This window comes from Streptomyces sp. NPDC006012, assembly GCF_042871185.1.
Taxonomy (GTDB): Bacteria; Actinomycetota; Actinomycetes; order Streptomycetales; family Streptomycetaceae; genus Streptomyces.
In genome coordinates this window covers 227,181-254,153 of the sequence record NZ_JBIAIE010000008.1, presented here as the reverse complement: position 1 = coordinate 254,153, position 26,973 = coordinate 227,181, and the positions used below count along the sequence as shown (strand labels likewise).

27 protein-coding genes and 1 riboswitch are annotated in these 26,973 nt (G+C 70.8%); of the genes, 12 read left to right on the top strand and 15 right to left on the bottom strand.

Going from position 1 to position 26,973, the window contains the following annotated elements; genetic code table 11:
* Window positions 1–120: 120 nt before the first annotated feature.
* Both nagA and ACFYPJ_RS17860 read right to left on the bottom strand, forming a co-directional pair.
* A complete protein-coding gene (gene nagA, locus ACFYPJ_RS17865; RefSeq protein ID WP_389017453.1) occupies window positions 121–1,263 on the bottom strand; it encodes an N-acetylglucosamine-6-phosphate deacetylase in 1,143 nt (380 codons plus the stop codon).
* Window positions 1,263–2,204 (bottom strand): ROK family protein, encoded by a 942-nt coding sequence (locus tag ACFYPJ_RS17860; RefSeq protein ID WP_389017450.1) that lies wholly within the window; start codon window positions 2,202–2,204, stop codon window positions 1,263–1,265. Before ACFYPJ_RS17860 ends, nagA begins: the two co-directional genes overlap by 1 nt.
* Before the next feature lie 127 nt (window positions 2,205–2,331).
* On the opposite strand from ACFYPJ_RS17860, the gene ACFYPJ_RS17855 reads away from it, so the two are divergent.
* Both ACFYPJ_RS17855 and otsB read left to right on the top strand, forming a co-directional pair.
* Window positions 2,332–2,589: a DUF3263 domain-containing protein gene (locus ACFYPJ_RS17855; RefSeq protein ID WP_389017447.1), complete on the top strand. Its 258-nt coding sequence runs from the start codon at window positions 2,332–2,334 to the stop codon at window positions 2,587–2,589.
* A gap of 373 nt (window positions 2,590–2,962) precedes the next feature.
* A complete protein-coding gene (gene otsB, locus ACFYPJ_RS17850; RefSeq protein ID WP_389017444.1) occupies window positions 2,963–3,835 on the top strand; it encodes a trehalose-phosphatase in 873 nt (290 codons plus the stop codon).
* 276 nt (window positions 3,836–4,111) lie between these two features.
* Here otsB and ACFYPJ_RS17845 read toward each other — a convergent pair whose 3' ends face one another.
* The gene (locus tag ACFYPJ_RS17845; RefSeq protein ID WP_389017441.1) at window positions 4,112–5,587 is read right to left on the bottom strand and encodes a trehalose-6-phosphate synthase; all 1,476 of its coding nucleotides are present in this window, start codon (window positions 5,585–5,587) and stop codon (window positions 4,112–4,114) included.
* Between the two features lie 83 nt (window positions 5,588–5,670).
* Entirely contained in the window at window positions 5,671–6,618 is a 948-nt protein-coding gene (locus ACFYPJ_RS17840; protein ID WP_389017438.1) for a glucosyl-3-phosphoglycerate synthase, read from the bottom strand.
* Between the two features lie 158 nt (window positions 6,619–6,776).
* Window positions 6,777–6,941, top strand: a riboswitch (SAM riboswitch).
* Window positions 6,942–6,959: 18 nt separating this feature from the next.
* On the opposite strand from ACFYPJ_RS17840, the gene thrC reads away from it, so the two are divergent.
* The 6 genes from thrC (at window position 6,960) to ACFYPJ_RS17810 (ending at window position 13,547) form a co-directional block, all read left to right on the top strand.
* Complete coding sequence (thrC, locus tag ACFYPJ_RS17835) at window positions 6,960–8,243, top strand: threonine synthase (RefSeq protein ID WP_389017435.1); 1,284 nt, start codon at window positions 6,960–6,962, stop codon at window positions 8,241–8,243.
* 228 nt (window positions 8,244–8,471) lie between these two features.
* A complete protein-coding gene (locus ACFYPJ_RS17830) occupies window positions 8,472–8,747 on the top strand; it encodes a MoaD/ThiS family protein (protein ID WP_389017432.1) in 276 nt (91 codons plus the stop codon).
* Between the two features lie 433 nt (window positions 8,748–9,180).
* Window positions 9,181–9,384 (top strand): cold-shock protein, encoded by a 204-nt coding sequence (locus ACFYPJ_RS17825; protein ID WP_004986573.1) that lies wholly within the window; start codon window positions 9,181–9,183, stop codon window positions 9,382–9,384.
* Between the two features lie 638 nt (window positions 9,385–10,022).
* Window positions 10,023–11,645 (top strand): chaperonin GroEL, encoded by a 1,623-nt coding sequence (gene groL, locus ACFYPJ_RS17820; protein ID WP_389017429.1) that lies wholly within the window; start codon window positions 10,023–10,025, stop codon window positions 11,643–11,645.
* Window positions 11,646–11,800: 155 nt separating this feature from the next.
* Window positions 11,801–12,067, top strand: a complete 267-nt coding sequence (locus ACFYPJ_RS17815) for a CopG family transcriptional regulator (RefSeq protein ID WP_389017426.1) — start codon at window positions 11,801–11,803, stop codon at window positions 12,065–12,067.
* A 400-nt stretch (window positions 12,068–12,467) separates the two neighbouring features.
* Window positions 12,468–13,547: a hypothetical protein gene (locus ACFYPJ_RS17810; RefSeq protein ID WP_389017423.1), complete on the top strand. Its 1,080-nt coding sequence runs from the start codon at window positions 12,468–12,470 to the stop codon at window positions 13,545–13,547.
* Between the two features lie 27 nt (window positions 13,548–13,574).
* On the opposite strand, the gene ACFYPJ_RS17805 is transcribed toward ACFYPJ_RS17810, so the two are convergent.
* From ACFYPJ_RS17805 to ACFYPJ_RS17780, 6 genes are all read right to left on the bottom strand, one after another.
* Window positions 13,575–14,285, bottom strand: a complete 711-nt coding sequence (locus ACFYPJ_RS17805; protein ID WP_389017420.1) for a hypothetical protein — start codon at window positions 14,283–14,285, stop codon at window positions 13,575–13,577.
* Between the two features lie 138 nt (window positions 14,286–14,423).
* Window positions 14,424–15,101, bottom strand: a complete 678-nt coding sequence (locus ACFYPJ_RS17800) for a Uma2 family endonuclease (protein ID WP_389017417.1) — start codon at window positions 15,099–15,101, stop codon at window positions 14,424–14,426.
* Between the two features lie 124 nt (window positions 15,102–15,225).
* Window positions 15,226–15,900: a Uma2 family endonuclease gene (locus tag ACFYPJ_RS17795; RefSeq protein ID WP_389017414.1), complete on the bottom strand. Its 675-nt coding sequence runs from the start codon at window positions 15,898–15,900 to the stop codon at window positions 15,226–15,228.
* 59 nt (window positions 15,901–15,959) lie between these two features.
* Complete coding sequence (locus tag ACFYPJ_RS17790) at window positions 15,960–16,817, bottom strand: hypothetical protein (protein ID WP_389017411.1); 858 nt, start codon at window positions 16,815–16,817, stop codon at window positions 15,960–15,962.
* Between the two features lie 269 nt (window positions 16,818–17,086).
* Window positions 17,087–17,356, bottom strand: a complete 270-nt coding sequence (locus ACFYPJ_RS17785; protein ID WP_389017408.1) for a DUF397 domain-containing protein — start codon at window positions 17,354–17,356, stop codon at window positions 17,087–17,089.
* Window positions 17,340–18,179, bottom strand: a complete 840-nt coding sequence (locus tag ACFYPJ_RS17780) for a helix-turn-helix domain-containing protein (RefSeq protein ID WP_389017405.1) — start codon at window positions 18,177–18,179, stop codon at window positions 17,340–17,342. The genes ACFYPJ_RS17785 and ACFYPJ_RS17780 overlap by 17 nt, the downstream gene beginning before the upstream one ends.
* 113 nt (window positions 18,180–18,292) lie before the next feature.
* Here ACFYPJ_RS17780 and ACFYPJ_RS17775 point away from each other — a divergent pair, with 113 nt between their 5' ends.
* The 3 genes from ACFYPJ_RS17775 (at window position 18,293) to ACFYPJ_RS17765 (ending at window position 20,060) form a co-directional block, all read left to right on the top strand.
* Window positions 18,293–18,553: a hypothetical protein gene (locus ACFYPJ_RS17775; protein ID WP_389017402.1), complete on the top strand. Its 261-nt coding sequence runs from the start codon at window positions 18,293–18,295 to the stop codon at window positions 18,551–18,553.
* Window positions 18,550–18,789 (top strand): hypothetical protein, encoded by a 240-nt coding sequence (locus tag ACFYPJ_RS17770; RefSeq protein WP_389017399.1) that lies wholly within the window; start codon window positions 18,550–18,552, stop codon window positions 18,787–18,789. The genes ACFYPJ_RS17775 and ACFYPJ_RS17770 overlap by 4 nt, the downstream gene beginning before the upstream one ends.
* 143 nt (window positions 18,790–18,932) lie before the next feature.
* The gene (locus ACFYPJ_RS17765) at window positions 18,933–20,060 is read left to right on the top strand and encodes an NADH:flavin oxidoreductase (RefSeq protein ID WP_389017396.1); all 1,128 of its coding nucleotides are present in this window, start codon (window positions 18,933–18,935) and stop codon (window positions 20,058–20,060) included.
* On the opposite strand, the gene ACFYPJ_RS17760 is transcribed toward ACFYPJ_RS17765, so the two are convergent.
* The 3 genes from ACFYPJ_RS17760 to ACFYPJ_RS17750 form a co-directional block, all read right to left on the bottom strand.
* Window positions 20,053–21,657, bottom strand: coding sequence for a PTS transporter subunit EIIC (locus tag ACFYPJ_RS17760; protein WP_389017585.1), 1,605 nt, complete (start codon window positions 21,655–21,657; stop codon window positions 20,053–20,055). The two genes, ACFYPJ_RS17765 and ACFYPJ_RS17760, sit on opposite strands and share 8 nt — an antisense overlap.
* Window positions 21,658–21,703: 46 nt before the next feature.
* Window positions 21,704–22,639, bottom strand: a complete 936-nt coding sequence (murQ, locus tag ACFYPJ_RS17755; RefSeq protein WP_389017393.1) for an N-acetylmuramic acid 6-phosphate etherase — start codon at window positions 22,637–22,639, stop codon at window positions 21,704–21,706.
* A gap of 336 nt (window positions 22,640–22,975) precedes the next feature.
* On the bottom strand, window positions 22,976–23,896 hold the full coding sequence (locus ACFYPJ_RS17750) for a MurR/RpiR family transcriptional regulator (RefSeq protein WP_389017390.1): 921 nt from the start codon (window positions 23,894–23,896) through the stop codon (window positions 22,976–22,978).
* A gap of 265 nt (window positions 23,897–24,161) precedes the next feature.
* Between ACFYPJ_RS17750 and ACFYPJ_RS17745 the strand changes: the two genes are divergently transcribed.
* Window positions 24,162–24,545 (top strand): hypothetical protein, encoded by a 384-nt coding sequence (locus tag ACFYPJ_RS17745; RefSeq protein ID WP_389017387.1) that lies wholly within the window; start codon window positions 24,162–24,164, stop codon window positions 24,543–24,545.
* Between the two features lie 15 nt (window positions 24,546–24,560).
* Here ACFYPJ_RS17745 and ACFYPJ_RS17740 read toward each other — a convergent pair whose 3' ends face one another.
* Window positions 24,561–25,712, bottom strand: a complete 1,152-nt coding sequence (locus ACFYPJ_RS17740) for a GNAT family N-acetyltransferase (protein ID WP_389017384.1) — start codon at window positions 25,710–25,712, stop codon at window positions 24,561–24,563.
* 14 nt (window positions 25,713–25,726) lie between these two features.
* Complete coding sequence (locus ACFYPJ_RS17735; protein WP_389017381.1) at window positions 25,727–26,962, bottom strand: Cmx/CmrA family chloramphenicol efflux MFS transporter; 1,236 nt, start codon at window positions 26,960–26,962, stop codon at window positions 25,727–25,729.
* Window positions 26,963–26,973: the final 11 nt, after the last annotated feature.

Here is a 26,973-nt window from a genome sequence, read left to right as displayed (position 1 = left end):
GACGTGCTGAGGTGCTGACGTGTGCGGTGCGTCTCGTCACGATCATGCCAAACAGAAGGCGAGGGGCCCAGACCGCGGACGGTCCCGGGCACCTCGCCGACGCGCTGACCGGTGGACGGATCAGGGCAGTTGGGGAGCGACCACCCACTCGCCCCGCCGCATCACGCCCTTGAGATCGAAGTTGTCGTCGAGGAGGACGAGGTCGGCGTCCTTGCCGGGCTCCAGGGACCCCACCCGGTCGGCCAGGCCCAGCAGCCGGGCCGGGTTCGCGGACAGCGCCGTCACCGCGTCCTCGACCGGCAGCCGGTCGACCGTCACCGCCCGCTTGAAGGCGCGGTCCAGGGTCAGGGTCGAGCCCGCGATGGAGCCGCCCTGCACCAGCCGGGCCACCCCCTCGCTGACCTCGACCTCCAGCGGGCCGAGCAGGTAGCGGCCGTCGCCGCTCCCGGCCGCGTCCATCGCGTCGGTGATGAACGCGACCCGCCCGGCGCCCGCGTGCCGGAACGCCAGCTCCAGCGCGGCCGGGTGCAGATGGGTGCCGTCGTTGATCAGCTCGACCGTGACCCGTTCGTCCTCCAGCAGGGCGGCGACCGGGCCGGGGGAGCGGTGGCCGAGCGGCGGCATCGCGTTGAACAGGTGGGTGGCGACCGTCGCGCCCGCGTCGATCGCCTCCTTCGTCTGCTCGTACGTCGCGTCCGTGTGGCCGACGGCGGCGATCACGCCGTGCTCCGCCAGCAGCCGTACGGAGTCGATGCCGCCCGGCAGCTCGGCGGCCAGGGTGATCATCCGGGTCCAGCCGCGGCCCGCCTCGACCAGCCGCAGCACCTCGGCCGGGTCCGGATCGCGCAGCAGTTCCTCGGAGTGCGCGCCCTTGCGGCACGGCGAGATGAACGGGCCCTCGAAGTGGATCCCGGCCAGATCGCCCTGCTCGGCCAGTTCGGCCAGCAGCCCGGCCTGCTTGACCAGGAAGTCCATGTCGTCGGTGACGGTGGAGGCGACGAGCGTGGTGGTGCCGTGCAGCCGGTGGGTGCGGACGGCGGTGAGGATCTCGTCGGCCGTGCCGGCGAACGAGGCGCCCCCGCCGCCGTGGTTGTGGAGATCGACGAAGCCGGGCACCACCCAGTGGCCCCGTACGTCGATCACTTCGGCGTCCGCGGGGGAGGCGGCCGCGATCCGCGTGCCCTCGACGGCCACGCGGCCGTCGGTCACGATCCCGGTGGGCAGTACCACCCGGGCACCGGCAAGAACGGTACTGAGGGCCATCAGGCGGTTACCTCCGAAGGGTCAGCGGTTTCGAGGAGATCCCGGGCGAGGAGCCCCGCGCCGAGGCAGCCGGCGGTGTCGCCGAGCGCGGCGGGGACGAGCGAGGGGACTTTCTGGAAGGTGACGCGGCGCCGGACGGCGTCCCGCAGCGGCGAGAACAACGTTTCCCCGGCTTCGGCGAGCCCGCCACCGATGATCAGCGTGCGCGGGTCCAGCAGGGTGAGCGCGGTGACCAGCCCGTCGGCCAGCGCGTCCACCGCCTCCTGCCAGATCCGTACGGCGTCCGGGTCGCCGGACGCGACGGCCTTCGCGCAGTCGGCGGCGTCCGCGCCGGGCCGGCCGCTCGCCGCCGCCCACGCGTCGCTCACGGCCGCCGCGGAGGCGTACCGCTCCAGGCAGCCGCGCTGCCCGCAGGGACACGGGGTGCCGCCGGGCCGTACGACGATGTGGCCGATCTCGCCGGCGAAGCCGTGCGCGCCCGCCTCCACCCGGCCGTCGATGCCGATGGCGCCCGCGATGCCGGTGCCCAGCGGCACGAACAGGAAGCGGTCCGCGCCCCGGCCGGCGCCGATCCGGCCCTCGGCGAGGCCGCCGGTGCGCACGTCGTGGCCGAGCGCGACCGGGACGCCGAGCCGGGCGGCGAGCAGGTCGCGCAGCGGTACGTCGCGCCAGCCCAGGTTGGCCGAGTAGACGGCGACGCCGCCCGCCTCGTCGACGATGCCGGGGACCGCGATGCCCGCGGCGACCGCGGGCTCCCCGAACCGCCCGACGCCCTCCGCGCGCAGCTCCTCGGCGAAGCCGAGGAGACCCTCGACCACCGCTTCGGGCCCGCGGTCGCGGCCGGTCGCGCGGCGGTCCTGGTAGAGCAGTTCGCCGCCGTCCCCGACCAGGGCGGCCTTCATCCCGGTGCCGCCCACGTCGAGGGCGATGACATGTCTCACGGGGAACAGTGTGGACCTCGGACCCGCAAGAGGTCTAGTCCACTTACGTGGTCCAGACCTTTAGAAAAAGCGCCGGTACGGGGCCTGCGGCCGGGCCGCTGTCGGTGCCTGGCGCTACCTTTCCCCCATGGAACCGGACGACCGCCACGAACTGGGCCGCCATGAACTGGGCCGACGCGAAGTGGCCATCCTCGCGTTGGAACGCCGGGGCTTTCCGGGACCCGGCGCCAAGGAGCGGGCGATACGCGAGGAACTGGGCCTGGCCCCGGTCCGCTACTACCAGCTCCTGAACGCCCTGCTGGACGACGCCCGCGCCCTCGCCCACGACCCGGTCACGGTCAACCGCCTGCGCCGGATCCGCGAGACGCGCCGCGCTCAGCGCTGAGACCGGTTGCCCTCGCGGGCGCGTGTGCGGAACGTTGCCGCCGACCCAGTGGGTTTCGAACCCACGTCCCTCCTAGGCCGGGGGGTGTCGCCGTTCTTCGGGTGCGGGGCGGTCGTGGCTGGTCGCGCAGTTCCCCGCGCCCCTTAAAGGGGCGCTGTCACCGGCCCGGCGGGTCACGGACCCACGCCCTCCCGTGCCGGGGCGCATCGTCGTTCTTCGGGTGCGGGGCGGTCGTGGCTGGTCGCGCAGTTCCCCGCGCCCCTTGCGGGGGCGCTGCCACACCCCGGTGAGTTCCGGCCTCGGGGGTGCCGTGTGTGCGGACCGCCCGCGCCCGGCATGCGTGCGCACAGCCTTCCCGGGATAGGTACGCCGTATGGGCAACCGAACGGATTCGACGGACTCGACCGACCCGCAGGACGCGCTTCCCACGCCAGTGACCCCGGCCGGGCGGGACGGGCTCGCGGCACTGCTCGCCCGGCCGCGCTCCGCGGTGATCGGGCTCGACTTCGACGGGACGCTCTCGCCGATCGTCGCCGACCCCGAGCGGGCCCGCGCCCACCCGGATGCCGTGCCCGCGCTCGCCGCCCTCGCCCCGAAGGTGGCCGCCGTCGCGGTGGTCACCGGACGGCCCGCCGGGGTGGCGGTCCGGCACGGCGGCTTCGCGGGCGTACCGGGCCTGGAACACCTCGTCGTACTCGGCCACTACGGCGCCGAACGCTGGGAAGGGGTCAGCGGCACCGTCAGCGCCCCCGCCCCGCACCCCGGCGTGGCCGCCGTCCGCGCCGAACTGCCCGGCTTCCTCGACCGGATCGGCGCCTGGCAGGGCACCTGGATCGAGGAGAAGGGGCGAGCCGTCGCCGTGCACACGCGACGCGCCGCGGACCCGCAGGCCGCGTTCGAGGCCCTGCGCGGACCGCTCGCCGAACTCGCCGCCCGGCACGGCCTGATCGTCGAACCCGGCCGTCTGGTCCTCGAACTCCGCCCGCCCGGCATGGACAAGGGCGTGGCCCTGCTGGAGTACGTCCGCGAGATCGGCGCCCGGTCCGTCCTGTACGGCGGCGACGACCTCGGCGACCTGCCCGCCTTCGCGGCCGTCGACAAGCTCCGCTCAGAGGGCGTGCCCGGTCTGCTGGTGTGCAGCGGCAGCACCGAGGTGACCGAACTCGCCGAACGCGCCGACCTGGTGGTGGACGGCCCGGCGGGCGTCGTACGACTCCTGAGGGCACTGTCCACACACCTGCCCTGACCGATCACCCCCCGACAGCCGCAAGAAAACCCGCACGACCGCCCCGGCAAGGGGCGCGGGGAACTGCGCGACCAGCCACGGCCGGCCCGCGCCCGAAAAACGACGACGCGCCCCGGCACGGGAAGGCGGCGGCCCGTGACCCGCCGGGCCGGTGGCAGCGCCCCCGTAAGGGGCGCGGGGAACTGCGCGCCCAGCCACATCCGGCCCGCACCCGAAGCACGACGGCACACCCCACCACGCCCGACCCGCCCCCGCAGCGGCAGCGCACCGCACCACTCAGCCGGCCCGGCCAGGCCCCCCGGCCTGGAGGGCATGCAACTGCTCCAAGAACCATCGCGCCGGCGGCAACGCCGTAGCCGCCGCGGCAAGCCGCTTCGTCCGTTCCGCCCGCTCATCCGCCGGCAGCGTGAGCGCCCGGTGCAGGGCGTCCGCCGTGTCCCCGATGTCGTACGGGTTGACGGCGAGCGCGTCCTCGCCCAGCTCCTCGTAGGCCCCGGCCTCCCGGGAGAGCACCAGTGCGCAGCCCCTGTCGGAGACGACCGGCACCTCCTTCGCGACCAGGTTCATGCCGTCCCGGATGGGGTTCACCAGGGCCACGTCGGCGAGCCGGTAGGCGGCCAGCGAGCGGGCGAAGTCGTCCTTGACGTGCAGCACGACCGGAGTCCAGCCCGGCGTGCCGTAGCGGGAGTTGATCTCCTCGGCGAGCCGCCGCACCTCGGCCGTGTAGTCCCGGTAGACGGCGAGGTCCTGCCGGGAGGGGTAGGCGAAGGCCACGTGCACGACCCGCTCGCGCCAGTCGGGGCGGTCGTCGAGGAGCTGCCGGTACGCCAGCAGCCCGCGCACGATGTTCTTCGACAGCTCGGTGCGGTCGACCCGCACGATCGTCCGGCGCCCCGCGCCGATCTCGGCGCGCAGGGCCGCCATCCGCTCCTCGACGTCCGCCTCGTGCGAACGGGCGCGCAGGAATTCGGGGTCGGCACCGAGGCCGTGCACGTCGACGACGGTCCTGCGGGCGGACACCTGGGGGCCGGCCGCGTGCTCAAGACCCCGCGGCCCCGCCTCGGCCCCGAACCGCCGGACGCCGGGGTCCGACGCCTGCGCGCACTCCATGAACGCCCGCGCCCAGCGCCAGGTCAGGAAGCCGAGCCGGTCCGCGCCCAGCATCCCCCGCACCAGCTGTGCCCTGATGTCGTCCGGCAGCATCCGGAAGTACTCCGCGGGCGCCCACGGCGTGTGCGAGAAGTGCCCGATCCTGAGGTCCGGCCGCAACTCGCGCAGCATGCCCGGCACCAGGCACAGGTGGTAGTCCTGCACCAGCACCGCGGCGCCCTCGGCCGCCTCCTGGGCCAGCGCCTCGGCGAACGCGCGGTTGTAGGTCTCGTACGACGCCCACTGACGGCGGAACTCCGCGTCGAAGACGGGCTCCAGCGGGGTCTGGTACAGCATGTGGTGGACGAACCAGAGGACCGAGTTCGCGATGCCGTTGTACGCGTCCGCGTGCACGTCGGCCGGGACGGCGAGCATCCGCACGCCGTCCTCGCCCACCCCGCGCCGCACCGCCTCCCGGTCGCCGTCGGACAGCGCCGAGCACACCCACAGCGCGCCCGCCTCGGGTCCGATCGCCGAGAGCCCGGAGACCAGCCCGCCGCCGCCCCGCCTGGCGGTCAGCGTGCCGTCCTCCCGGACGTCGTACGAGACCGGGCCGCGGTTGGACGCGACCAGCACTTGGGCAGCACCCTGTGTGGAAGCCATAAGCCTCAACCTAGCCCGGCCCGGAAACGCTCAAACGTACGGTTGCGGTCAGTCAGCGACCGTATACGGTCAGTTTTTCCCGCTCACGCGACCTGGCGTCGTGCGTACTCGGCGATCTCCACCATCGGCGGCCGTTCCTCGGTGTCCACCGAGTGGGTGCGCGGCTCGAAACCGTCCTCGCCCCGCTCGAACTGGGTGAGGCGGGGCCGTACGAGGTGTCCGCGGGCCAGCCGCAGCTGCGCGGTCCGGTAGATCGCCGCGGCCATCCGGCCGAGCGCCTGCCCGTCCTGGTGCCGGTGCTTGCGCACGCCCACGTCGACCTGGGCGAGCGCGTCCAGGCCCACCAAATGCAGGGCGTCGACCAGCATGCCCAGCTCGACGCCGTACCCGACCGGGAACGGCAGCTGCTCCAGCAGCGAGCGGCGGGCCGCGTACTCACCGCCGAGCGGCTGCACGAAACCGGCCAGCTGCGGCCAGTGCATGTTGAGCAGCGGGCGGGCCATCAGCTCGGTGACCCGGCCGCCCTGTCCGGCCGCGCCGGCCAGCGGGCGGTCGTACATGGCCTTGACCAGGTCGACGTCCGGCTCGGTGAGCAGCGGGCCGACGATCCCGGTGACGAAGTCGGAGGAGAAGTCCCGCAGGTCGGCGTCGACGAAGCAGACGATGTCCCCGCCGGTGACCAGCAGCGAGCGCCACAGCACCTCGCCCTTTCCGGGGACGGCGCGCAGCCGGGGCAGGATGTCGTCGCGGTGGACCACCCGGGCGCCCGCCGCGGCGGCCACCTCGGAGGTGCGGTCGGTGGACCCCGAGTCGACGACGACGATCTCGTCGACCAGCGGGACGTCCCGCAGCATGAGGTCGCGCCGGACGGCGGCGACGATGGCGCCGACCGTCTCCTCCTCGTCGAGCGCGGGGAGCACCACGGACACCGACTGGCCCGTGCGCTGTTTCGCGGCGAGTATTTTGTGCAGTGGGCGGTCGGTCACGGACCAGGAGCGGGTGGCCAGCCAGCGTTCCACTTCTTCCAGCACGGTCGGCGGCTCCTCACTGTCGTGATCACACCCGGTGCGTGTGTGATACGTCTCGCGGTTCGGACGACTATCTCAACTGTCCTGGCCTTCGGTTACAGTCTTGAACAACGCGGATGACCATCGCATGTCGGGGGTCATCGGTGTACACAACCGCATACAGCTCATCCAGAGGGGCAGAGGGATACGGCCCGATGAAGCCCCGGCAACCCTCCAGTCGGTACTCGTACTGATCGCAGCGCAATCCGATCGTCTTCGCGAGGCTCCCGGCTTGGGAAGGTGCCAATTCCGTCTCACGGCGAGATGCGTCGTGGGGAAGATGAGGAGAAAGGGCCTCGCCTCACATGGCTGTGCAGACCGTTGCAAGCACCGCGAATCCGTCTGTCGATCTCGGTCCCGCCGCTGCCCTGAGCTGCCGCGAATGCGGTCACCGGGTGCCCCTCGGCCCGGTGTTCGCCTGCGAGGAGTGTTTCGGCCCGCTGGAGATCGCGTACGACTACTCGGCGTACGACACCGAGGAACTGCGCCGCACGATCGAAGCGGGACCCGCGAACATCTGGCGCTACGCGCCGCTGCTGCCCGTCCCCGCGGACGTGGCCGAAAAGCCCAACCTGAACCCCGGCTGGACCAAGCTGGTCCAGGCCGACAACCTGGCCCGCGAACTGGGCGTCACCGGCGGTCTGTACGTCAAGGACGACTCCGGCAACCCGACGCACTCCTTCAAGGACCGGGTGGTCGCCCAGGCGCTGGAGGCGGCGCGCGCCTTCGGCTTCACGACCCTCTCCTGCTCCTCGACCGGCAACCTGGCCGGAGCCGTCGGCGCCGCCGCCGCCCGCGCGGGCCTGCGCTCCTGCGTGTTCATCCCGCACGACCTGGAGCAGGGCAAGGTCGTCATGGCCGCGGTCTACGGCGGTGACCTCGTCGGCATCGAGGGCACCTACGACGACGTGAACCGTTTCTGCTCCGAGCTGATCGGCGACCCGGCCGGCGAGGGCTGGGGCTTCGTCAACGTCAACCTGCGGCCGTACTACGCGGAGGGCTCCAAGACCCTGGCCTACGAGATCTGCGAGCAGCTCGGCTGGCGGCTGCCCGACCAGATCGTCGTCCCGATCGCCTCCGGCTCCCAGCTCACCAAGATCGACAAGGGGCTGAAGGAGCTGATCGCGCTGGGCCTCGTCGAGGACCGGCCGTACAAGATCTTCGGCGCGCAGGCCGAGGGCTGCTCGCCGGTGTCGGCCGCGTTCAAGGCCGGGCACGAGGTGGTCAGGCCGCAGAAGCCGAACACCATCGCCAAGTCGCTGGCGATCGGCAACCCGGCCGACGGCCCCTACGTCCTCGACATCGCCCGCCGCACCGGCGGCACCGTGGAGGACGTCACGGACGAGCAGATCGTCGACGCGATCAGGCTGCTGGCGCAGACCGAGGGCATCTTCGCGGAGACGGCCGGCGGGGTGACCGTGGGCGTGGCGAAGAAGCTGATCGAGAACGGCGTCCTCGACCCCGCGCTCACCACGGTCGTCCTCAACACCGGCGACGGCCTCAAGACCCTCGACGCGGTGGCCGACACCGGCCTGACCGCCACCATCCGTCCGAACCTGGACTCCTTCCGAGAGGCCGGCCTCGGATGACCGGCGGCTCCGTACGGCCGGACGGCTCCGCAGGGCCGGACGCCTCCGTACGACCGGACGCCTCCGTACGACTGGCCGGCTGCGTGTGACTGGCGGCGCGTCGTCGGCCGATCCTGGCCGAGGCCGCGCCCCAGGCACCGTCCGGAGCCCGTCACGCCCCTTCCGCCTCACCCTCCCTCTTCCCTTCCTCGCCGTACCACCTGTGCACCCGACCGGAGGTCACACCGCATGAGCGTCACCGTTCGAATCCCCACCATCCTGCGTACCTACACCGGCGGTCAGGCCGAGGTGAGCGCCGACGGCGCCAACCTCGGCGAAGTGATCGCCGACCTGGAGAAGAACCACACGGGCATCGCCGCCCGGGTCCTGGACGACCAGGGCCAGCTGCGCCGCTTCGTCAACGTGTACGTGAACGACGACGACGTCCGCTTCGAGCAGGGCCTGCAGACCGTCACCCCGGACGGCGCGGGCGTCTCCATCATCCCGGCCGTGGCCGGCGGCTGACCCCTCATTACTTTCGGTAACGCATATCACCGGCTGTTCATCGGATTGCCCCCTCCGTGAGAGAAGCGGAGGGGACAATTCAGTGGGGTTGAGCGCGGTAGAGTTGGGGAACGCGAGCCCCACGCCCGGGGCACGGGCCCCGGAATCATTCCGCGCGCCCCGCAAGAAGTCGCCAATCTGTGCGCGTTTTTTGTGGCTTTTACTCCTTTCATGGAGCCCGACTTGCCCGGAATTCTGCGGAATTCTCGGGAGATTCCCGACCGGGTACGTCCAGATTTCTCGTCCGATTGACCTGTTGCAGACGGCAGTTGGACAGATACATTCAGCCGCGGTCGACGCGTTCCGGCGCACGCCCCCAACCTTGGGGGGTGAGGTCTGACCCGGGTCCGCGAAGTGCGGATCTGTGCAAGGGCCAGTAATAGGGGAGTTAGGCATGGCTCAGGGCACCGTCAAGTGGTTCAACGCGGAGAAGGGGTACGGCTTCATCGCGGTCGACGGTGGTGCGGACGTCTTCGTCCATTACAGCGCCATTCAGATGGACGGCTACCGCACCCTGGAAGAGGGCCAGCGGGTCGAGTTCGAGATCTCGCAGGGTCAGAAGGGCCCGCAGGCCGACATGGTTCGCGTCACCGCCTGAATTTTCTTGTCGCGAAGGGCTCGCACCTTACGGGTGCGGGCCCTTCGCCATGTCCTTATGTCCTGCGTTTGCTTATGTCCTTATGTCCTGCGCAGGCTCCGTCACCTGTTCCCGGTGTCGTGTCGTTCCGTCACCCGTTTCCGGTGTCGTTCCGTCACCCGTTCCCCGTGTCGTTCCGTCACCCGTTCCCGTCGTTGTTCCGGTTGCCGTCGTTCCGGTTACCGCCTTACCGCCTTACCGCCCGTTCCCGTCGCCGCCCGGGCGCGCCGACGCGTGTTCGCGCACGGCTGAGCGTCCCCCCGACATGCCGGAAGCCGTCCGCTTTCATCCGGAAGCCGTCCGTCCCACCCGTCACCCGACCACCACGCCTTGGTCCCCGCCACGCGGGCGTGCCCACCTCCATCTGTCACCCGACCACCACCCCTTGGTGCCCGAGTCGCGGGCGCGTCTTGCACTCGACCCACCCGAGTGCTAATCATTGGCGTTAGCACTCTGAAGGTGAGAGTGACAACGAAGGACCGGGTCGGTGAGGCCCGCAGGCCAAGTGGGGCAAGGAACCACGAGGCTGGCGAGCCGTCCGTCGCGGGCGCGGGCGCGGTCCGTTGGAATCACCCCCAGTCCTGGAGGGACCACTTCACATGGCCAAGATCATCGCGTTCGACGAGGAGGCGCGGCGCGGCCTTGAGCGCGGTATGAACCAGCTCGCCGACGCCGTCAAGGTCACCCTCGGCCCCAAGGGCCGCAACGTCGTCCTTGAGAAGAAGTGGGGCGCCCCCACGATCACCAACGATGGTGTCTCCATCGCCAAGGAGATCGAGCTGGAGGACCCGTACGAGAAGATCGGCGCTGAGCTGGTCAAGGAAGTCGCCAAGAAGACGGACGACGTCGCCGGTGACGGTACGACCACCGCGACCGTCCTCGCCCAGGCCCTGGTCAAGGAAGGCCTGCGCAACGTCGCCGCCGGCGCCAACCCGATGGCCCTGAAGCGCGGTATCGAGAAGGCCGTCGAGGCCGTCTCCGCCGCCCTGCTGGAGCAGGCGAAGGACGTCGAGACCAAGGAGCAGATCGCCTCCACGGCCTCCATCTCCGCCGCCGACACCCAGATCGGCGAGCTGATCGCCGAGGCCATGGACAAGGTCGGCAAGGAAGGCGTCATCACCGTCGAGGAGTCGCAGACCTTCGGTCTTGAGCTTGAGCTCACCGAGGGCATGCGCTTCGACAAGGGCTACATCTCCGCGTACTTCGCGACCGACATGGAGCGTATGGAGGCGTCCCTGGACGACCCGTACATCCTGATCGCCAACTCCAAGATCAGCTCCGTCAAGGACCTGCTCCCGCTCCTGGAGAAGGTCATGCAGTCGGGCAAGCCGCTGCTGATCATCGCCGAGGACGTCGAGGGCGAGGCCCTGTCGACCCTGGTCGTCAACAAGATCCGCGGCACCTTCAAGTCCGTCGCCGTCAAGGCCCCGGGCTTCGGCGACCGCCGCAAGGCCATGCTCGGCGACATCGCCATCCTCACGGGCGGCGAGGTCATCTCCGAGGAGGTCGGCCTCAAGCTGGAGAACGCGACCCTGGACCTCCTGGGCCGCGCCCGCAAGGTCGTCATCACCAAGGACGAGACCACCATCGTCGACGGTGCCGGCTCCTCCGAGCAGGTCAACGGCCGGGTCAACCAGATCCGCGCCGAGATCGAGAACAGCGACTCCGACTACGACCGCGAGAAGCTCCAGGAGCGCCTGGCCAAGCTCGCGGGCGGCGTGGCCGTCATCAAGGCCGGTGCCGCCACCGAGGTGGAGCTGAAGGAGCGCAAGCACCGCATCGAGGACGCCGTGCGCAACGCCAAGGCGGCCGTCGAGGAGGGCATCGTCGCCGGTGGTGGCGTGGCCCTGCTGCAGACCACCAACGTCTTCGAGAAGCTGGAGCTGGACGGCGACGAGGCGACCGGCGCGCAGGCCGTCAAGCTCGCCCTGGAGGCCCCGCTCAAGCAGATCGCCGTCAACGCCGGCCTTGAGGGCGGCGTCGTGGTGGAGAAGGTCCGCAACCTCACCCCGGGTCACGGCCTGAACGCCGCGACCGGTGAGTACGTCGACCTGGTCGCCGAGGGCATCATCGACCCGGCGAAGGTCACGCGTTCCGCTCTGCAGAACGCCGCCTCCATCGCCGCGCTGTTCCTCACCACCGAGGCCGTCATCGCCGACAAGCCGGAGAAGGCCGCCGCGGCCGCTCCGGGCGGCATGCCGGGCGGTGACATGGACTTCTGATCCTCCGGATCAGCCTGTCCTTTCCGTTCCGAGGGCGGCACTCCTGTCGACGACAGGGGTGCCGCCCTCGGGCGTTTCCGGCGGCCCGCCCGGCAGCAAGCGGCCATGCGACCGCCACGACCTGGGTCAATCCGGTACATGGCTAACGTTGGTGCATGTCCATGAAGCGCACCAACGTCCACGCCGACTCCGAGGATCTGGCCATCATCAACGAGGCCGCCAAACGGCGGGGGATCAGCGCGGCCGAGATCATCCGCCAGGGCATCCACCTCGCGGCCATGACGAACAGGGTCTGGGACGAGCCCCTGTTCTCGCGCACCTTCGAGGGTCCGGGGCGGACCCCGTGCAAGGGCGAGGTCCGTGACACGGTCGCCGACGCGGTACGGCGCGAGGCCGAAACCGAACCTGGAACCCCCTCGTGATCATTGTCGTCGCCGCTTGAGACGCCCTAGCCAGGGCTTGGGGCTGGTGAACCGGTCGTGATTTTCAGCCGTTTCAGAAGGTGGAAGAAACTGGAAGCAAGTGGAAGCTGGACGTAGGGCCGGTCGGACTCAGTGGTGACTTCTGCGCTGTCACCTGCCCGAACACAGGAGGAGTGACTCTCGGATGGTGGAGCGGGCGCGGGACGATTACTCCCCGGCCAGATCTTTCGGCTCGGCGGCAGACAGCGATTCCGGGGGTTCCTATGAGGGCTTCGAGAGTACCCCGGAGGACTTCCGGAGGGCATGGGACGCCTTTCCCGGGAGGATGGTCGGGTCGAACCCGGTGGATACGGTGGGTTCCGGGGAATCCAGATATGGCGTCGCTCCGATATATCTCACGGTGGCCAACAGCGGACCGGCTGCCGACTATCAGATCGCTCACAGGCTGGACCGCGATCCGCTGTACCGCTTCGAGACTCACACGAGGGAGCGCGGCCTCGGAATTGTCTTCAGGGACGGGTTCGAGAATAAAAGCGATAAAGTTCCCTCCAGTATCCAGTACTACCAGAACAACCACAGAGACACGGTGTATGTCAGTTCCAGCCGGGACAGGGATCCGGCAGGACCCAAACCTCTCTGGGTCGATGAGGGGGAATACGCGCGGTACTCCATGCCGAACGTACCCGGAGGGATCGACGTCCTGGCCACTCTCCGCGAGGTGGCGTTCCGCGATCAGCAGGAAATCATCCACTACAAAGGGATATCCACCCTGTACATCGGCGGTGCGGACGTGTTCAGCATGCCGGACGGGCCCGATGCGCACGACCGGCTGATCGGGTCTGCGGACAATCTGCTGGCGGCGCCGGAAGTACGGGAAGTGGGGCGGAGACTGGAATGGGCGCTGACGCCGGAGAAAGTCCGTGCGGCGACGCAGAATGCCAGAGAAGGCCGGGCATCGGAATATGAGCAGTTTCGTCACCAGTATGCCGAGTGGTACGCGCGGTCCGGGCGGCACACCGAACACGCAGGGGCAGACGGAAATCTCTGGTCTTATGCCGAGTGGTGGGCCAGGAATAAGAAGACGGACTCAGAGAATTTTCGGAAATTTTCCCAGGACTGGAACAGCAGTCCTTACCCGTCCTGGAACGACGCGTCGCCCCCGGAGCCGCCGCCTGCGACGCAGGATCTTTACAACGAGGCAAGGCGGGCGAGAGATTCCGTCAGGCAGGATCCCGCTCGATGGCAAAATTACACGAAGATGTATCAGAGGTATCAAGAATTGCATCGGGGTGCTGATGTGCGGCAGAGCCAGCAGAGTCATATGGCCGCCGCGCCTCGGCCACCCGTCACCATGTCGCCTTATCAGTGCGCTCCGCCGCGGCCGGAGGGCCAGGTGGAAAGGGGTAACCTTACCCCGGTCCACCGGGGTAACTCCCAGCCTTCGGGGCGGGGGCGCGGCGCGGGGGGCCCGGCACGCTAGCGGTGGGTGGGTTTCTTTCCTGCCCCTTCAGCGGGCGGATCTCGTATTACGGGCGCGTCCGAGATCGAGGGCAATGTGGCGCGGGGTGGCCGCCGACTGCCCCTGAGTGGGCGGAGCAGGCCGCGACCACTGCGTGCCGGTTCCCTCCGGGAGGAGGGAAGCCACTGAGGCGGCCGACGGCAACAGCCGTTCGGTCGATTCCGCGGCAGCACCGCCGCTGCCCAGCGGCGCTCCGGCGGCACGAGCGTCGCGGGTATCGCGGTTCTGGGCGATCCCTTTTATCTCGCTGAGCCACGTGGCGAAGCGGTTCGCGGTACGCCGCACGGCCAGGGTCGCATCACTCTCAGGCCGCGCAGGACGATCAACTGGCTGCCACAACCTGTCTATCTTCTCCTGCAGGGCAGCGTCCCGCGATCCGTATTCCTTCTCCAGAGCGCCGAACTCGTAGCCCGCCCGGTGCATGTGATGGACCCAAAGATCGGGATTCCAGTAGATCTCGTGATTCTTAAGTGCCGTATTGGCCAACGCCTGCACGGACCTGTCGTAGCCATGAATCTCGGAGTATGTGGCCCGGTGATTTTTAAGTCCGGAACGGTATCCGCGTTCCCATGCTTCCGCCAGCTCGTGTGTATTCTTTCTTGTCGCATTCCGTTGATCATTTTTGTAAACGACATCTCTCGTTTCCTCCCAGAACTCCTTTTCTTCTTCAGGGAGTTCGGCGGCTGTTGGTCGTGGCACGGTGGTCCCTCCTGGTCGAGTCTTCTGCGGCGTTCCAAGACACAACGGATCAGGTCGTCCCACGGTTCACGACAGCCGGTCGAGCGAACCTACGGCTGGCTCATGCTCCACCGCCACCAGCTCTCGACGGGCATGGCGTCAGCCCGCGTACTCCTTGAGTTCTTCGGTGTCGAGGGTGAGGCTCACCGGGGCGGGGAGTTCGACGGTCGTGCCCCAGGGGTACGACTGGGTCTGCCGGTAGCGGCCGTCCTTGGGTTCGCTGTAGACGACGACGGTGGTGGTGTGGTCACGGTCGATGAGCAAGTAGACGGGGATGCTGACCGCTGCGTATCCCACGGGCTTGTCGACTCTGTCTCGCTGGTGGGTGTCGCGGTCGTGGGAGGTGATTTCGACAGCCATGAGGATGCCCTCGGACGCGGACCACTCGCCGTGCCCTTTGAAATGGCCCTTGAGGGCGACGGCTGCGTCCGTGCGGGCGCGGCCCTTGCGGTATGCCTCGGTTCTGACGCCGGATTCGCCGTAGACGCGCAGGTCGGGGCGGTGCTGCATGCACTGCTCCTGCAACCAGATGAGAATCTCCCGGTGGTTGCCGTCTGGCACTGCCTTGACCTCTAGTTTTCCGTTGATGTACTCCAGTCGGACGGTTTCCGGTGCCCGGCGTTCCAGTTCCTCGAATTCTTCGACGCTGAGGGGGTCTTTGGTGTGGACTCGGCCGTCGACGAGTTCGAGGCGTACGCCGTCGGGAGCTGCGTCGGCCAGCTCCTGGAAGTCCTCGACGTGCATCTGAGGGTGTTCGGGGGTGGTGCTGGGGGTCATGGTGTTGCCTCCTCTCCTCCATCGTGCCCCTGGGGGGAGTCGGCGGACCGTAGGAGCGGTCATACAGGTGTCCTCTCTCGTTGCTTCAGGGACATTGCGACCCGGATCGTGCCCGTGCGTCGTTTCAGTCGGCGTAGTCCCTGAGCTTTTCGGTGTCGAGGGTGATGCCCACCGGGGCGGGGAGTTCGACGGTCGTGCCCCAGGGGTACGACTGGGTCTGCTGGTAGCGGCCGTCCTTGGGTTCGCTGTAGACGACGACGGTGTTGTTGTCGCGGTCGATGAGGAGGTAGACGGGGATCTCGGCCGCCGCGTAGCCGACGGGCTTGTCGATGCGGTCGCGCTGGTCGGTGTCGCGGTCGTGGGAGGTGATCTCCACGGTCATGAGAGCGCCTTCGGGGGCGGACCATTCGCCGTGACTCCTGAAGTGGCCCACCGGTGCCAGGAACCCGTCCGTGCGGGCGCGGCCCTTGCGGTATGCCTCGGCCTTGACGCCCCGTTCGGGCATGAGGTTCAGCTCGGGGCGCTGCTGCATGCACTGGCGGAGCAGCCACATGAAGATCTCGCCGTGGTTGCCGTCCGGCACTGCCTTGACCTCTAGTTTTCCGTTGATGTACTCCAGTCGGACGGTTTCCGGTGCCCGGCGTTCCAGTTCCTCGAATTCTTCGACGCTGAGGGGGTCTTTGGTGTGGACTCGGCCGTCGACGAGTTCGAGGCGTACGCCGTCGGGGGCTGCGTCGGCCAGTTCCTGGAAGTCCTCGACGGGCATTTGAGGGTGTTCGGGGGTGGTGCTGGGGGTCATGGTGTTGCCTCCTCTCCTCCATCGTGCCCCTGGGGGGAGCCGGCGGACCGTAGGAGCGGTCATACAGGTGTCCTCTCTCGTTGCTTCGGGGACATCGCAGCGCGGATCTCGTCCGCGCGGGCGTGGACTGTGGGAACGGGCAGGGGCGTACGGGGTTGTGCGGGGGCGCGTTCGCCGCGGCAGCCGCCGCACACGCCTCCCGGCAGTGCCTCCGGGCGTCCCGGTACCCCGCACTCCGCGCATTCCAGGAGGCGGAGGGGTGGGCGGGGTGGCTGTCGTACGGGTTCGGGCGGGAGTTTGTCCAGCAGGCGGCGGCGGACCAGGGCGGCGGGGTGGTGGACCGGGGTGGGCAGGCCCTCGGTCAGGGCGCGGAGTACGGACTCGTCGGTGGCGCCCCGGGTGAACCAGTCCGCCAGGAGCGGCGCGAGCGTCGCGCAGTCGGCGGCGGAGAGCGACAGCACGGGGGCCGTGCGGCCCAGGGCGGCGAGGAGGGTGTGGGCGCGGGTCCGGACGGGGCCGCGGGGGTCTGCTGGTGGCCGGGCCGGTGGGTGTCCTGGGGGCTGTCCGGGTTCGGGTACGTCGCCGCGGGTGAACGCCGTCCACCAGGTGTCGTCGCGCGCGGTCCTGGACCACCACGTTCGGGTGATCCAGCGGGTTCCGCCGGCGGTGGTCTCCAGCCGTTCCCGGCCGCGCCTCAAGTGGCCTGCCGCCACAAGGTGGTTGAGCGCGGTACGGAGTGCGCATTGGCCGTACGGCGTCGTGTTGGCCAGCGTCTTCACGGAGATGTCGGCGCCGTCGGGGAGCCGGTCGACGTACGCGGCGATGGCCGCTTCGCGGGGCGGGAGGTGCGTGAAGTCGTGGTTGGTGCGCGGGAGTTGGTCGGTAGTCGCACGCTTTCCGTAACCCGGATTGGCCATCGGGGGCGGGGTCGGATGCGCGAACAGGAGGGCAGCACTAGCATTGGCTTCAGCCACGGGATCGCTTTCTTTGGTGGTTCGATCTCGTCGGTTAAGCCCCCGCAGGTGTTGGCGCACCTGGCGGGGGCTGATTCGTTATGCGGGACGCTAGACCGTTGTCACCGTCCGTTGCAAGTCGGTCGCTGCAAGTCAACTCCAAGGGTGGGAGGGCGGGTTGAGTCCCTCCACCCGTTCCTTGCAAAGAGGGCTCGGTGCTCGGTGCCCGAGGCTCAAGCGCCCAGGCTGCTGACGTTTTCGATGAACGCCGACCAGGCTTCCGCCCGGAACGCGAGCTTCGGGCCGTGGGGGTTCTTGGAGTCGCGGACGGGGACGAGGGCGGGGTTGCCGTCCGCGACTTCGAGGCAGTCACCGCCGTCGCCGCCGCTGTACGTCGACTTGCGCCAGCGGGCGACTTCGAGGCAGTCGCCGCCGCTGCCGCCGCTGTAGCTGGACTTGTACCAGGCGGCCCCGGTCAGGTCGTACTCAGGGATGGTCCTCATGCGCGTAATCCTGCGCCATCGCCTCGATGAGGACCAGGGAGTTCTCCGGGGAGAGCGCGCAGGCCGTGAGGAGTTCGTACGTGAACCGCTGGTGCCGGACGATGGCCGGGTCGTCCTCCAGGCGTCCGGTGCCGACTCCCTCGAAATACACCAGCGGAGGGGCTTCCTCGAAGTCCATCAGCTTGATGGCCCCCTCCATCGCCGCGTGCGCTCCCGCGTCGAAGGGCAGCACTTGCGCGATCACGCGCCCCCGGCGGGCCAGGCCGGCGATGTGCCGCAGGGCCTCCGCCATCACCGCCCGCCCGCCCGTCGCTCGGCGCAACGCGGCCTCGTCGATCACCGCCCACAACAGGAGGTCTGTTGGATCGTCGAGGATGTGGGCCCGCTCCATCCGGGCGGCCACCAGTTTGTCGATCGTCTCCTCGGACGCCGTGGGCTGGTAGGCCCGGCAGACGGCAGCCGCGTAAGAGGGCGTCTGGAGCAGTCCGGGGATGAGCAAAGGCGCGTACTGCCTGATCGCTGTGGCGCTCGCTTCCGCCTCCGCCGCCTCCGCGAAGTGTTCCGGGTATTTCGACTTGGCCGACGCCGCGCAGTTGCGGGTGAAGAAGTCCGCCGTTCCCAGGACTTCGTCCAGCAGCACCGCGTACTCCTGCTGCATCCGCCGCGATCCCGTCTCCAGCTGTCCGATGAACGATCCGCTCACGAACAGCCGTTGGCCCAACTGCGCCTGACTGAGGCCCTGCCTCTCCCGTGCGTGCCGCAACTCCGCGCCCAGCAGGGCGCGCGGTGACGACGACGGGTCGAGGTCCTTCGGTCCGGGCATGGCATTTCCTCCCCGTCCGACACCCGATCTTGTTGAGGTGTGGTGTCTCGCCAGGTTAGGAGTCCGGCGGCCACGCTGTGTTGCGAATCACCAACTCAGCGTGGAGGCGTGGGATGGAAGAGGCGCAGGGTGCCAAGGGTGCCAAGGGTGCGGCGGAGGGGTGGCGGGCGGCTCGGTCGGCCGAGGAGGCGGTGGTGCAACTGCGCTCGGCTCTGCGCGATGTCGGCATCATCCTGCCGGGGCTCGGGGTGGATCCGCTGTCGGCCGGGCAGGAGGAGCCGTACGCCCTGGTGGATCTGGGGCGTTGCAATCTGGGGGTGGCCGCGCGGCTGGTGGCTGCGCTACGGGGGGCGGCTCGGGGCGGTGGGGCGTGAGCGGGGAGCGGCCCGCGGTCGGCGGGTTTGTCGTCGACGTACGGAACGGGCGGCTCGGCGAGGTCATGGACCACGTGGGCGGCGCAGTGCAGTTGCGGCCCGTGGGCGGTGGGCGGGAGTGGGACTGTCCGCCGGAGTCCGCCGAGGTGGCGGCGCCGGGTGAGGTGCTGCGGGAGCGGGTGCGGCGGTTGAACCGGGAAGCCCGTCTGCTGGGGGCGATCGAGCCGCCCCGTTGAGGCGGGGTGTGTTTCGGATCACAGAGTGGTCCGGTCGGAATGTGGTGCAGCGCACGGCAGTTACTTCAGTTACTTTAACAATGCGTGCGCACACACTGGCTGTTGAGCGGCTGCTGAGCGCGCGAACCCACCAGGAGCCCCCCGTGACCGTCAGCACGACGTCCGCCTCCCGCGCGGCTCAGATTCTCTCCCGTCCGATCGCGATCAACGGTCTCACCTTGCCCAACCGGATCGCGATGGCCCCGATGACCCGCTCGTTCTCCCCGGGCGGCATCCCGGGCGAGGACGTCGCGTCGTACTACGCCCGCCGCGCCGCCGCCGGGGTCGGACTGATCGTCACCGAAGGCACCTACGTCGGTCACGAGTCGGCCGGGGAGAGCGACCGTATCCCGCGGTTCCACGGTGCGGAGCAACTGGCGGGCTGGTCCCGGGTCGCCGAGGCGGTGCACGCGGCGGGCGGCAGGATCTTCCCCCAGCTGTGGCACATCGGGATGGTCCGCGAGGCGGGCCGGCCGCCGTTTCCGGACGCCCCCGCGATCGGCCCCTCGGGGCTGCGGCTCGACGGCACCGAGGGCACCGGCAAGGCGATGACGCGGGCCGACCTGGACGCCGTGATCGGCGCCTTCGCCGAGGCGGCGGCCGACGCGGAGCGCATCGGCTTCGACGGGGTGGAACTGCACGGCGCCCACGGCTATCTGCTCGACCAGTTCCTGTGGGCGGGCACCAACCGGCGTACCGACGCGTACGGCGGGGACCTGGTGGCCCGTACCCGGTTCGCGGCGGAGGTGGTGGCCGCGGTGCGTGCGTCCGTCTCCGCGGAGTTCCCCGTCGTCCTGCGCTACTCGCAGTGGAAGTCCAACCAGTACGACGCACGGCTCGCCGAGACCCCCGAGGAACTGGAGGCCCTGCTGACCCCGCTGGCGGCGGCCGGTGCGGACGCCTTCCACGCCTCCACCCGCCGCTACTGGCTCCCCGAGTTCGAGGGCTCCGACCTCAACCTGGCCGGCTGGACCAAGAAGCTCACCGGCCGCCCGGCCCTCACCGTGGGCTCGGTCGGCCTCCACGGCGACTTCAACCGGGCTTTCGTGGGCGAAGGTGCGCCGGTCAGGGCCATCGATGATCTGCTGGACCGCCTGGAGGCGGAGGAATTCGACCTGGTGGCCGTCGGCCGCGCCCTGCTCCAGGACCCGGAATGGGCCGCGAAGGTCCTCTCGGGTCGGTTCGACGAGCTGAAGCCGTACGACGCGGCGGCGGCGAGGTCACTCAGCTGACGCCGCTCGGTCGTCCGGGTTCGCTGCTGGGGGCCGGTTCGCTGCTCGGGACCGGTTCCCCGTTCGGTCCGGGTTCCCCGCTCGGGACCGGCGCTCCGTCCGGTTCCGCTGCTCGGTGCGGTTCTGCTACTCGGTCCGGTTGCGGTGTTCCGTCCGGTTCCGGTCGGAGGGCCGGGACCGGGAGCGTCGCGTAGGTGGCGGCGAAGCCCGTCACATACGCGGTCAGCAGGCCGCCCGCGTAGATCGCCGCCGTCAGGGCCGGCGGCCGGTTGCCCGCCAGGAGCGGGAACAGGGCCCAGCCGGACGGGCCGATGGCCGTCGCGCCCACCTTGTCGCCGAGCATCGCGAAGAAGCCGACGAAGGCCCCGCCCGCCGCACCGCCCGCACAGGCGGTCAGGAACGGCCTGCCCAGCGGGAGCGACACCCCGTAGATCAGCGGTTCCCCGACGCCCAGCAGTCCCGCCGGGAGCGCCGACCTGATCGTCGTACGGAGGGAGGCGTCGTGGCGCAGCCGGACGTACACCGCGAGGGCCGCGCCCACCTGGCCGGCGCCCGCCATGGCCAGCAGGGGCAGCAGGACGGTGTAGCCCTGCTGCTCGATCAGCGTGGTGTGGATGGGGATCAGCGCCTGGTGCAGGCCCAGCATGACGAGGGGCAGGAACAGGCCGCCGAGCACCAGCCCGGCGAACGCGCCGGTGGTGGCCAGGAGCCAGTCCGCCGCCGTGCCGATGGCGGTGGCCACGGCGCCGGCCGCGTACATGAGGCCGTACAGCGTCACCAGGCCCGCGGTGAGGACCGTGACCGTCGGGGTGAGCAGGACGTCCAGCGCGCCCGGGACCCGGCCGCGGCACCACTTCTCCACGTACGTGCCGAGCAACGCCGCCGCGAGCGCGCCCAGCACCCCGCCCTGGCCGGGCGCCAGGTGCACGCCGAACGCCGTCACCTGCGCCACGCCCGGATAGACCACCACGGCCGCCACCGCCCCGCCGAGCACCGGCGTGCCGCCGAACTCCTTCGCCGTGTTGTATCCGACGAACACCGCGATCAGCGCCATGAAGGCGGAGGCCACGGCGGTGAGGGCAGGGGTCAGGCCGGGCAGCGCCCCCGTGTTGGCCAGCAGTCCGGCCAGCCCGGCGAGGATGCCGCAGCCGATCAGGGCCGGGATCAGCGGTACGAAGACGGCGGCGATGCGGCGCAGCGCGGATTTGACCGGGGTCGCGTTGCGGCGGCGCCGTTCCTCCCGCAGTACGGCGCCCCGCGCGGCCAGTTCGGCGGCGGTCGTCCTGTCCGGGGCGGCCAGTCCGGTGGGTGCGGGTGTGGGGGCGGGTGTGGGGGCGGCGGGTTCGGGTCCCGGTGCGGTGGCCGGGGTTGCGGCGGTGATCAGGCGTTCGACCTCGGTCGTGACGCCGGTCACCGCCGCCGGGCCCAGCACCACCTGGTACGACGGCCCGTCCACCACCACGCCCAGCACCCCGGGCAGCGCGCGCAGCCCGGCCTCGTCGGCGGCCGAGGCGTCGGCCAGATCCAGCCGTAGCCGGGTCATGCAGTGGGCGACGGAGGTGACGTTGGCGGGGCCGCCGACCAGGGGGAGCAGCATGGCGGCGGTGGAGGCGGGGTCGTTGCGCACCCCCCGAGCCTGCGGGTCAGTCGCCCGCGATCGCCAGCGCGGCACGCAGATGGCCGTCCGACTCCTCCAGAAGGCGGGCGGCCGTCGGGCCGTCGACACCGGCCAGGACGGCCAGGATCGCGTTCTTCGTCTCACCGCCGGTCTCGGTCAGCGCCCGCTCGATCTCCTCGTCCGCGGCGCCGGTGGCCAGCGCGACGATACGGCGGGAGCGGGCGCGCAGCTTGTCGTTGGAGGCGCGGACGTCGACCATCAGGTTCCCGTACGTCTTGCCGAGCCGGATCATCGTGATCGTCGACAGCATGTTGAGGACCAGCTTCTGCGCCGTGCCGGCCTTCAGCCGGGTGGAGCCGGTGAGCAGTTCGGGGCCGGTGACGACCTCGATGCCGTGTTCGGCCGCCGCCGCGAGCGCGCTGTCCGCGTTGCAGGCCAGGCCGACGGTCAGGGCGCCCAGGGCGCGGGCGTGCGTGACCGCGCCGACGGCGTAGGGGGTGCGGCCGGAGGCGGAGACGCCGACCACCGTGTCGTCGGGGGTGAGCGCGAGTGCGTCCAGGTCCCTGCGGGCCAGTTCCGGCGAGTCCTCCGCGCCCTCCACGGAGGTGACCATGGCCGCGGGGCCGCCCGCGATCAGACCGACGACCCGGGCGGGGTCGGTGTTGAAGGTGGGCGGGCACTCGGAGGCGTCCAGCACGCCGAGGCGGCCCGCGGTGCCGGCGCCCGCGTAGATCAGCCGCCCGCCGCGGGCCATGCGCGCGGCGATCGCGTCGATGGCGGCGGCGATCCGCGGGAGGCAGGCGGCCACGGCGGCGGGTACGGCGTTGTCCTCGCCGTTCATCAGCCGGGTGATCTCCAGGGTGGGCAGCCGGTCGATGTCCGCGAGTTCCGGCCGGAAGGCTTCGGTGGTGAGCGTTTCGAGTTGGGTGCGGAGCTGGCGGGGGTTGGACGTGGAGGTCATGGCGAGCGGCTCTTTCCGTGCTTTGGGGCGTGCGGTGCGGCGCAGTTCTGGGCTTTTCGGGCATGTGGTGCGGTGCGCTGTTCGGGGCTTTTCGGGCGGGCGGCGCGGTGCGGGTGGAGCGAGCGAAGTCGGCTGTGGCTCGGGCTGCGGTTCGGGCTGCGGTTCGGGCTGTGGTTCGGCATTCCCCGTGCGAGGGGCGCGCGGAACGGGGGTCCCCTGTTCGGGTGTGCGAGCGCAGCAGAGAAGCGAGAACTCGGCGCAGCGGGCGGCCCCTGAGCCGCCCGCGAGCCGACGACGGCGCGGTCCTTGCCGGGGAACCCGCGGGGCACCCGGCGCTCAGCGGTGCCGGTGGGCCAGTGCCTCGTAGGAAGCGGCCAGTGCGGGCGCGGCCGTCTCGTACGTACGCTGCGCCACTCCGATGAACAGGCAGTCCACCACGAGGAGTTGACTGGTTCGCGAGGACATCGCGGCGGGTCGCAGCTCGCTCTCCCGGGCCGTGGAGGTGGTGAGCACGTGGTCGGCGTACTGGGTGACCGGGCCGTCCGGCCGGCCGGTGACGGCGATCGTGGTGGCGCCGTGCTCGAAGGCGGTCCGCAGCGGCTCGATGACGTCCCCCGTCGAGCCGGAGTGGGTGATGGCGATGGCCACGTCACCGGAGCGCAGCTGCACCGCGTTGGTCACGGCGAGGTGCGGATCGCTGTGGGCGTGGGCTATCTGGCCTATGCGCAGCAGCTTCTGGGTGAGGTCCTGGGCGACCAGTCCCGACGCGCCGATCCCGTACACGTCGGTGCGCCGTGCGGCGGCGAGCGCGGCGACCGCCGCGCCCAGCTGCACGGTGTCGAGGCCGGCGGCCGTGTCGGCGAGGGTCTGCTGCTCGTCGTAGGCGAGTTTGGCGACGACGTCGGCGATCGGGTCGTCGACCGCGATGTCGGTGGTGAGGGCGGGCGCGCGGCCGGACTGCTGCTGGGCGGCCAGGCCCGCGAGGGCGAGGCGCAGGTCGCGGTAGCCGGGGTAGCCGAGCAGGCGGGCGGTGCGTACGACCGTGGCCTCGCTGGTGCCGGTGAGTTCGGCCAGGCCGGTGACCGTGAGGGCGGCGCAGCCGGCCGGGTCGCCCGCGACGGCCTCGGCGACCCGCTGCATCGAACGGGTCATGGACGGGGCGAGGGTGCGCACCTTGGCGGTGAGGACGGCCGGGGCGGGCGGCGCGGTTCCAGGGCTGCCAGGGCTGCCGAAAATTTCCTTCACATCCTGGGTCACTCGTGAAAGATATTTTCGGCTCGTGGGTGGGGTCAAGACTGCGGCAGCGCCCGTCTCGCCGGAGATGGGTGATCGGTGATGGGCAGCGGGAGGGAAGTGACGTATGGGGAATGAGGGGTGGAGGTGGGCGACGGGAGTCGTGGGTGGGGAGCGCCGGGAGGTGCTTGGTCGGAGGCACGGGCGTCGTGAGGCGCGCGGCGTGAGATGAGAGACGTGCGGCGCGGTATCGCTTGGTGGCGGGGGCGGGACCCCGCACAATGGCGCCATGGATCCCATCAGCCCACTGGAACGTGCCCTGCACACGGCCCGGGCACGGGTGCTCGCCGATCTGGTCGCGGGTGAGGTCGCCGACTCGGACGTGGTCTCGCTGGTCGAGGAGTCGGTCGTGCAGCGCCGTTGGTGGGTCGAGCAGTGGCCGGACGGGGCGGCCTACGTCGCCGGGCTGGTCGCGCAGGACGTGCAGGACGCGCTCCTGGAACGGTACGGGCGCTGGCCGCTGTGCCCGGTGTGCGGCTCCGGCGATCCGCACGCGCTGGACGTCGAACCGGAACTCGGACCCGACCCGCACTGGGTGTGCCACCAGGCGGGCGTGAAGGTCGCGGCGGTCGGCTCGCTGGGACGGGCCACGGGCGGGGTGCCGTCCTCGTGAGGCAGCCGTGACCGTCTACATCGACCCGCCGGACCGGCCGGCAGTCCCGCGGCGGAGGTACAGCCGGAGCGAACGGGCCATGCCGTGCTCCGTGTGTGCGGTCTCCTCCTCCGCCGTGTCGGCGCGGACGAACCCGGTCCGGTTCAGCACGCCCTGCGACGGCAGATTGTCCTGCTCCGCGCAGGCGACCAGCAGGTTCACGTCGTCCCTGGCCAGTGCCCAGGCGGCCAGCGCGGTCAGCGCCTCGGTCGCGTACCCCTGGCCGCGGGCGGCCTCGGCGAGGTCGTAGCCGATCTCCACGCGGCCGTCCTCGTCCGGGGCGGAGTGGAAACCCAGGCCGCCCAGTGCCCGGCCGTCCTCCCGCCGGACCAGGACGAACAGCCCGAACTCCGGCCGGTGGACGCCGGATTCATAGGACTTGGCCATCATTCCGGCGGCGTCCCGGGTGCCCTCGTACGGGCCGCCGTCGATCCAGTCGAAGCCGCCGTCGCCGCCCAGCCGCAGATCGCGGGCGGCGGCGGGCCGTACGCCCTGGAGAGTGAGCCGCGGGGTGGGGATGACGAGGTTGTTGCACCAGCGCCAGCCGGTGACCGGGGCCCGCCCGGGCAACTCGCCGCGGCCGGTCGCCCACAGCAGGGTCGGCCAAGGCTCCGGGCCGGGCCGGACCTGCGGGAAGATGCAGGTCAGGACGGACTCGGCGAGGTCCGCCGACGGCTCGTAGGCCAGCCCGAGACCCGTGGCCATGTCATGCGTGTGCAGCAGTACCTCGGCGATGCCCATCGCGGCGAAGCCCTGGCGGTCCGCGCTGCGGAAGGGAAACGGGTGGAAGGCGCGCACCTCGCGCGGTGTGGTGCGCACGGTGCCGGCGAGCAGCGCGCCGGTGGTCTCGATGACCTGGAGGACACCGGCGTTGTCGGCGGCGGGCATGCCTTCGTCGCCCTCGCCGTCCAGCGTGATGTCGAACGGCACGTACGCCTCCTGCGCGCGCCCGGCCAACTGTCCGGCGTACGCGATGAGATCGCTCGCGACGTGCACGGCGGTCTGCCGGCAGTTCCAGTCCAGCGGCCCCGCCTTGACCGCCGTCCAGTCCCGGTCCACCGCCGCGCGCAGCGTCGCCACGCAACCCGCGACGGCCTCGACCACCTGATCCCCACCCAGTTCACGCATGCGCGCAGACTAGGTCATCGGCTCCGCGGACAAACCTGTTTTTCCGGCCGGGCGGCGTCGTAGCCGGTGACGACGCGGGACGCGGACAGGACGCGGGAGAGGGACGCACGGCGGTGCAGCCGCAGGGACACGCCGGCCGCGCCGACCGCCGTGAGCGTGAGCGCGGCGCCCGCCCAGGCGGGGGACGCGTACCCGTAGCCGGCGTCGATGACGGTGCCGCCGAGCCACGGACCGCCCGTGTTGCCGACGTTGAACGCGGCCGTGGTGGTGGCACCGGCCAGCGTGGGGGCCGCCGCGGCGACGTCGAACAGCCGGGCGTTGAGGGCGGGCGCGGTGTAGAAGGCGGACCAGCCGAGGAGGAAGGAGAGGACGACGGCCGCCGCCGCGACGTGACCGAGGAGCGCGAGGAGGACGAGGAACACCGTGGAGGCCGCGGTCCCGGTGAGCAGCACCCCGAAGAGGTGCGCGTCGCCGATCCGGCCGCCCAGCGTCGTACCGGCCAGGGCGCCGATCCCGAACAGCGCGAGCACGATCGGCACCCAGCCGTCGGCGAGCCCGGCCACGTCCGTGAGCAGCGGCGCGAGATAGCTGAACGCGCAGAACACCCCGCCCGCGGCGAGCGCGATCAGCGCGATGCCGAACTGCACCTGGCGGTCCGCGTAGATCTTCAACTCCTGCCTCAGCCGCGGCCGTTCGGCGGGCCGCGGAATGCGCGGCACGAGCGTCGAGACGCCCACGAGCGCGACGACGGTGGCGAGCGCCACCGCCCAGAACGCCGAGCGCCAGCCCAGGTGTTCACCGAGGAGCGCGCCGGCCGGGACACCGAGGACGTTCGCGACGGACAGCCCGCCGATCATCACGGCGAGCGCACGGGCCCGTACGCCCTCGTCGACCATGGCGACGGCCACCGCCGCCCCCACCGCCCAGAACCCGGCGCAGGCCAGCGCGCTGATCACCCGGGAGGCGAACAGCACCCCGTACGACGGTGCGAGCGCGCCCGCGACCTGGCCGAGTCCGAAGACGGCGAGCAGTCCGATGAGGGTGGTGCGGCGGGGCAGCCGGAGCGTGGCCACGGCGAGCAGCGGCGCACCGACCACCATGCCGACGGCGAAGGCCGAGATCAGCAGCCCGGCCCGGGGGATCGACACCTGCATGTCGTCGGCGACGGCCGGCAGCAGGCCGGAGAGCATGAATTCGCTGGTGCCGAGGGCGAAGACGGACAGCCCGAGGACGCGTACGGCGAGGGGCATACGGGAGCGGT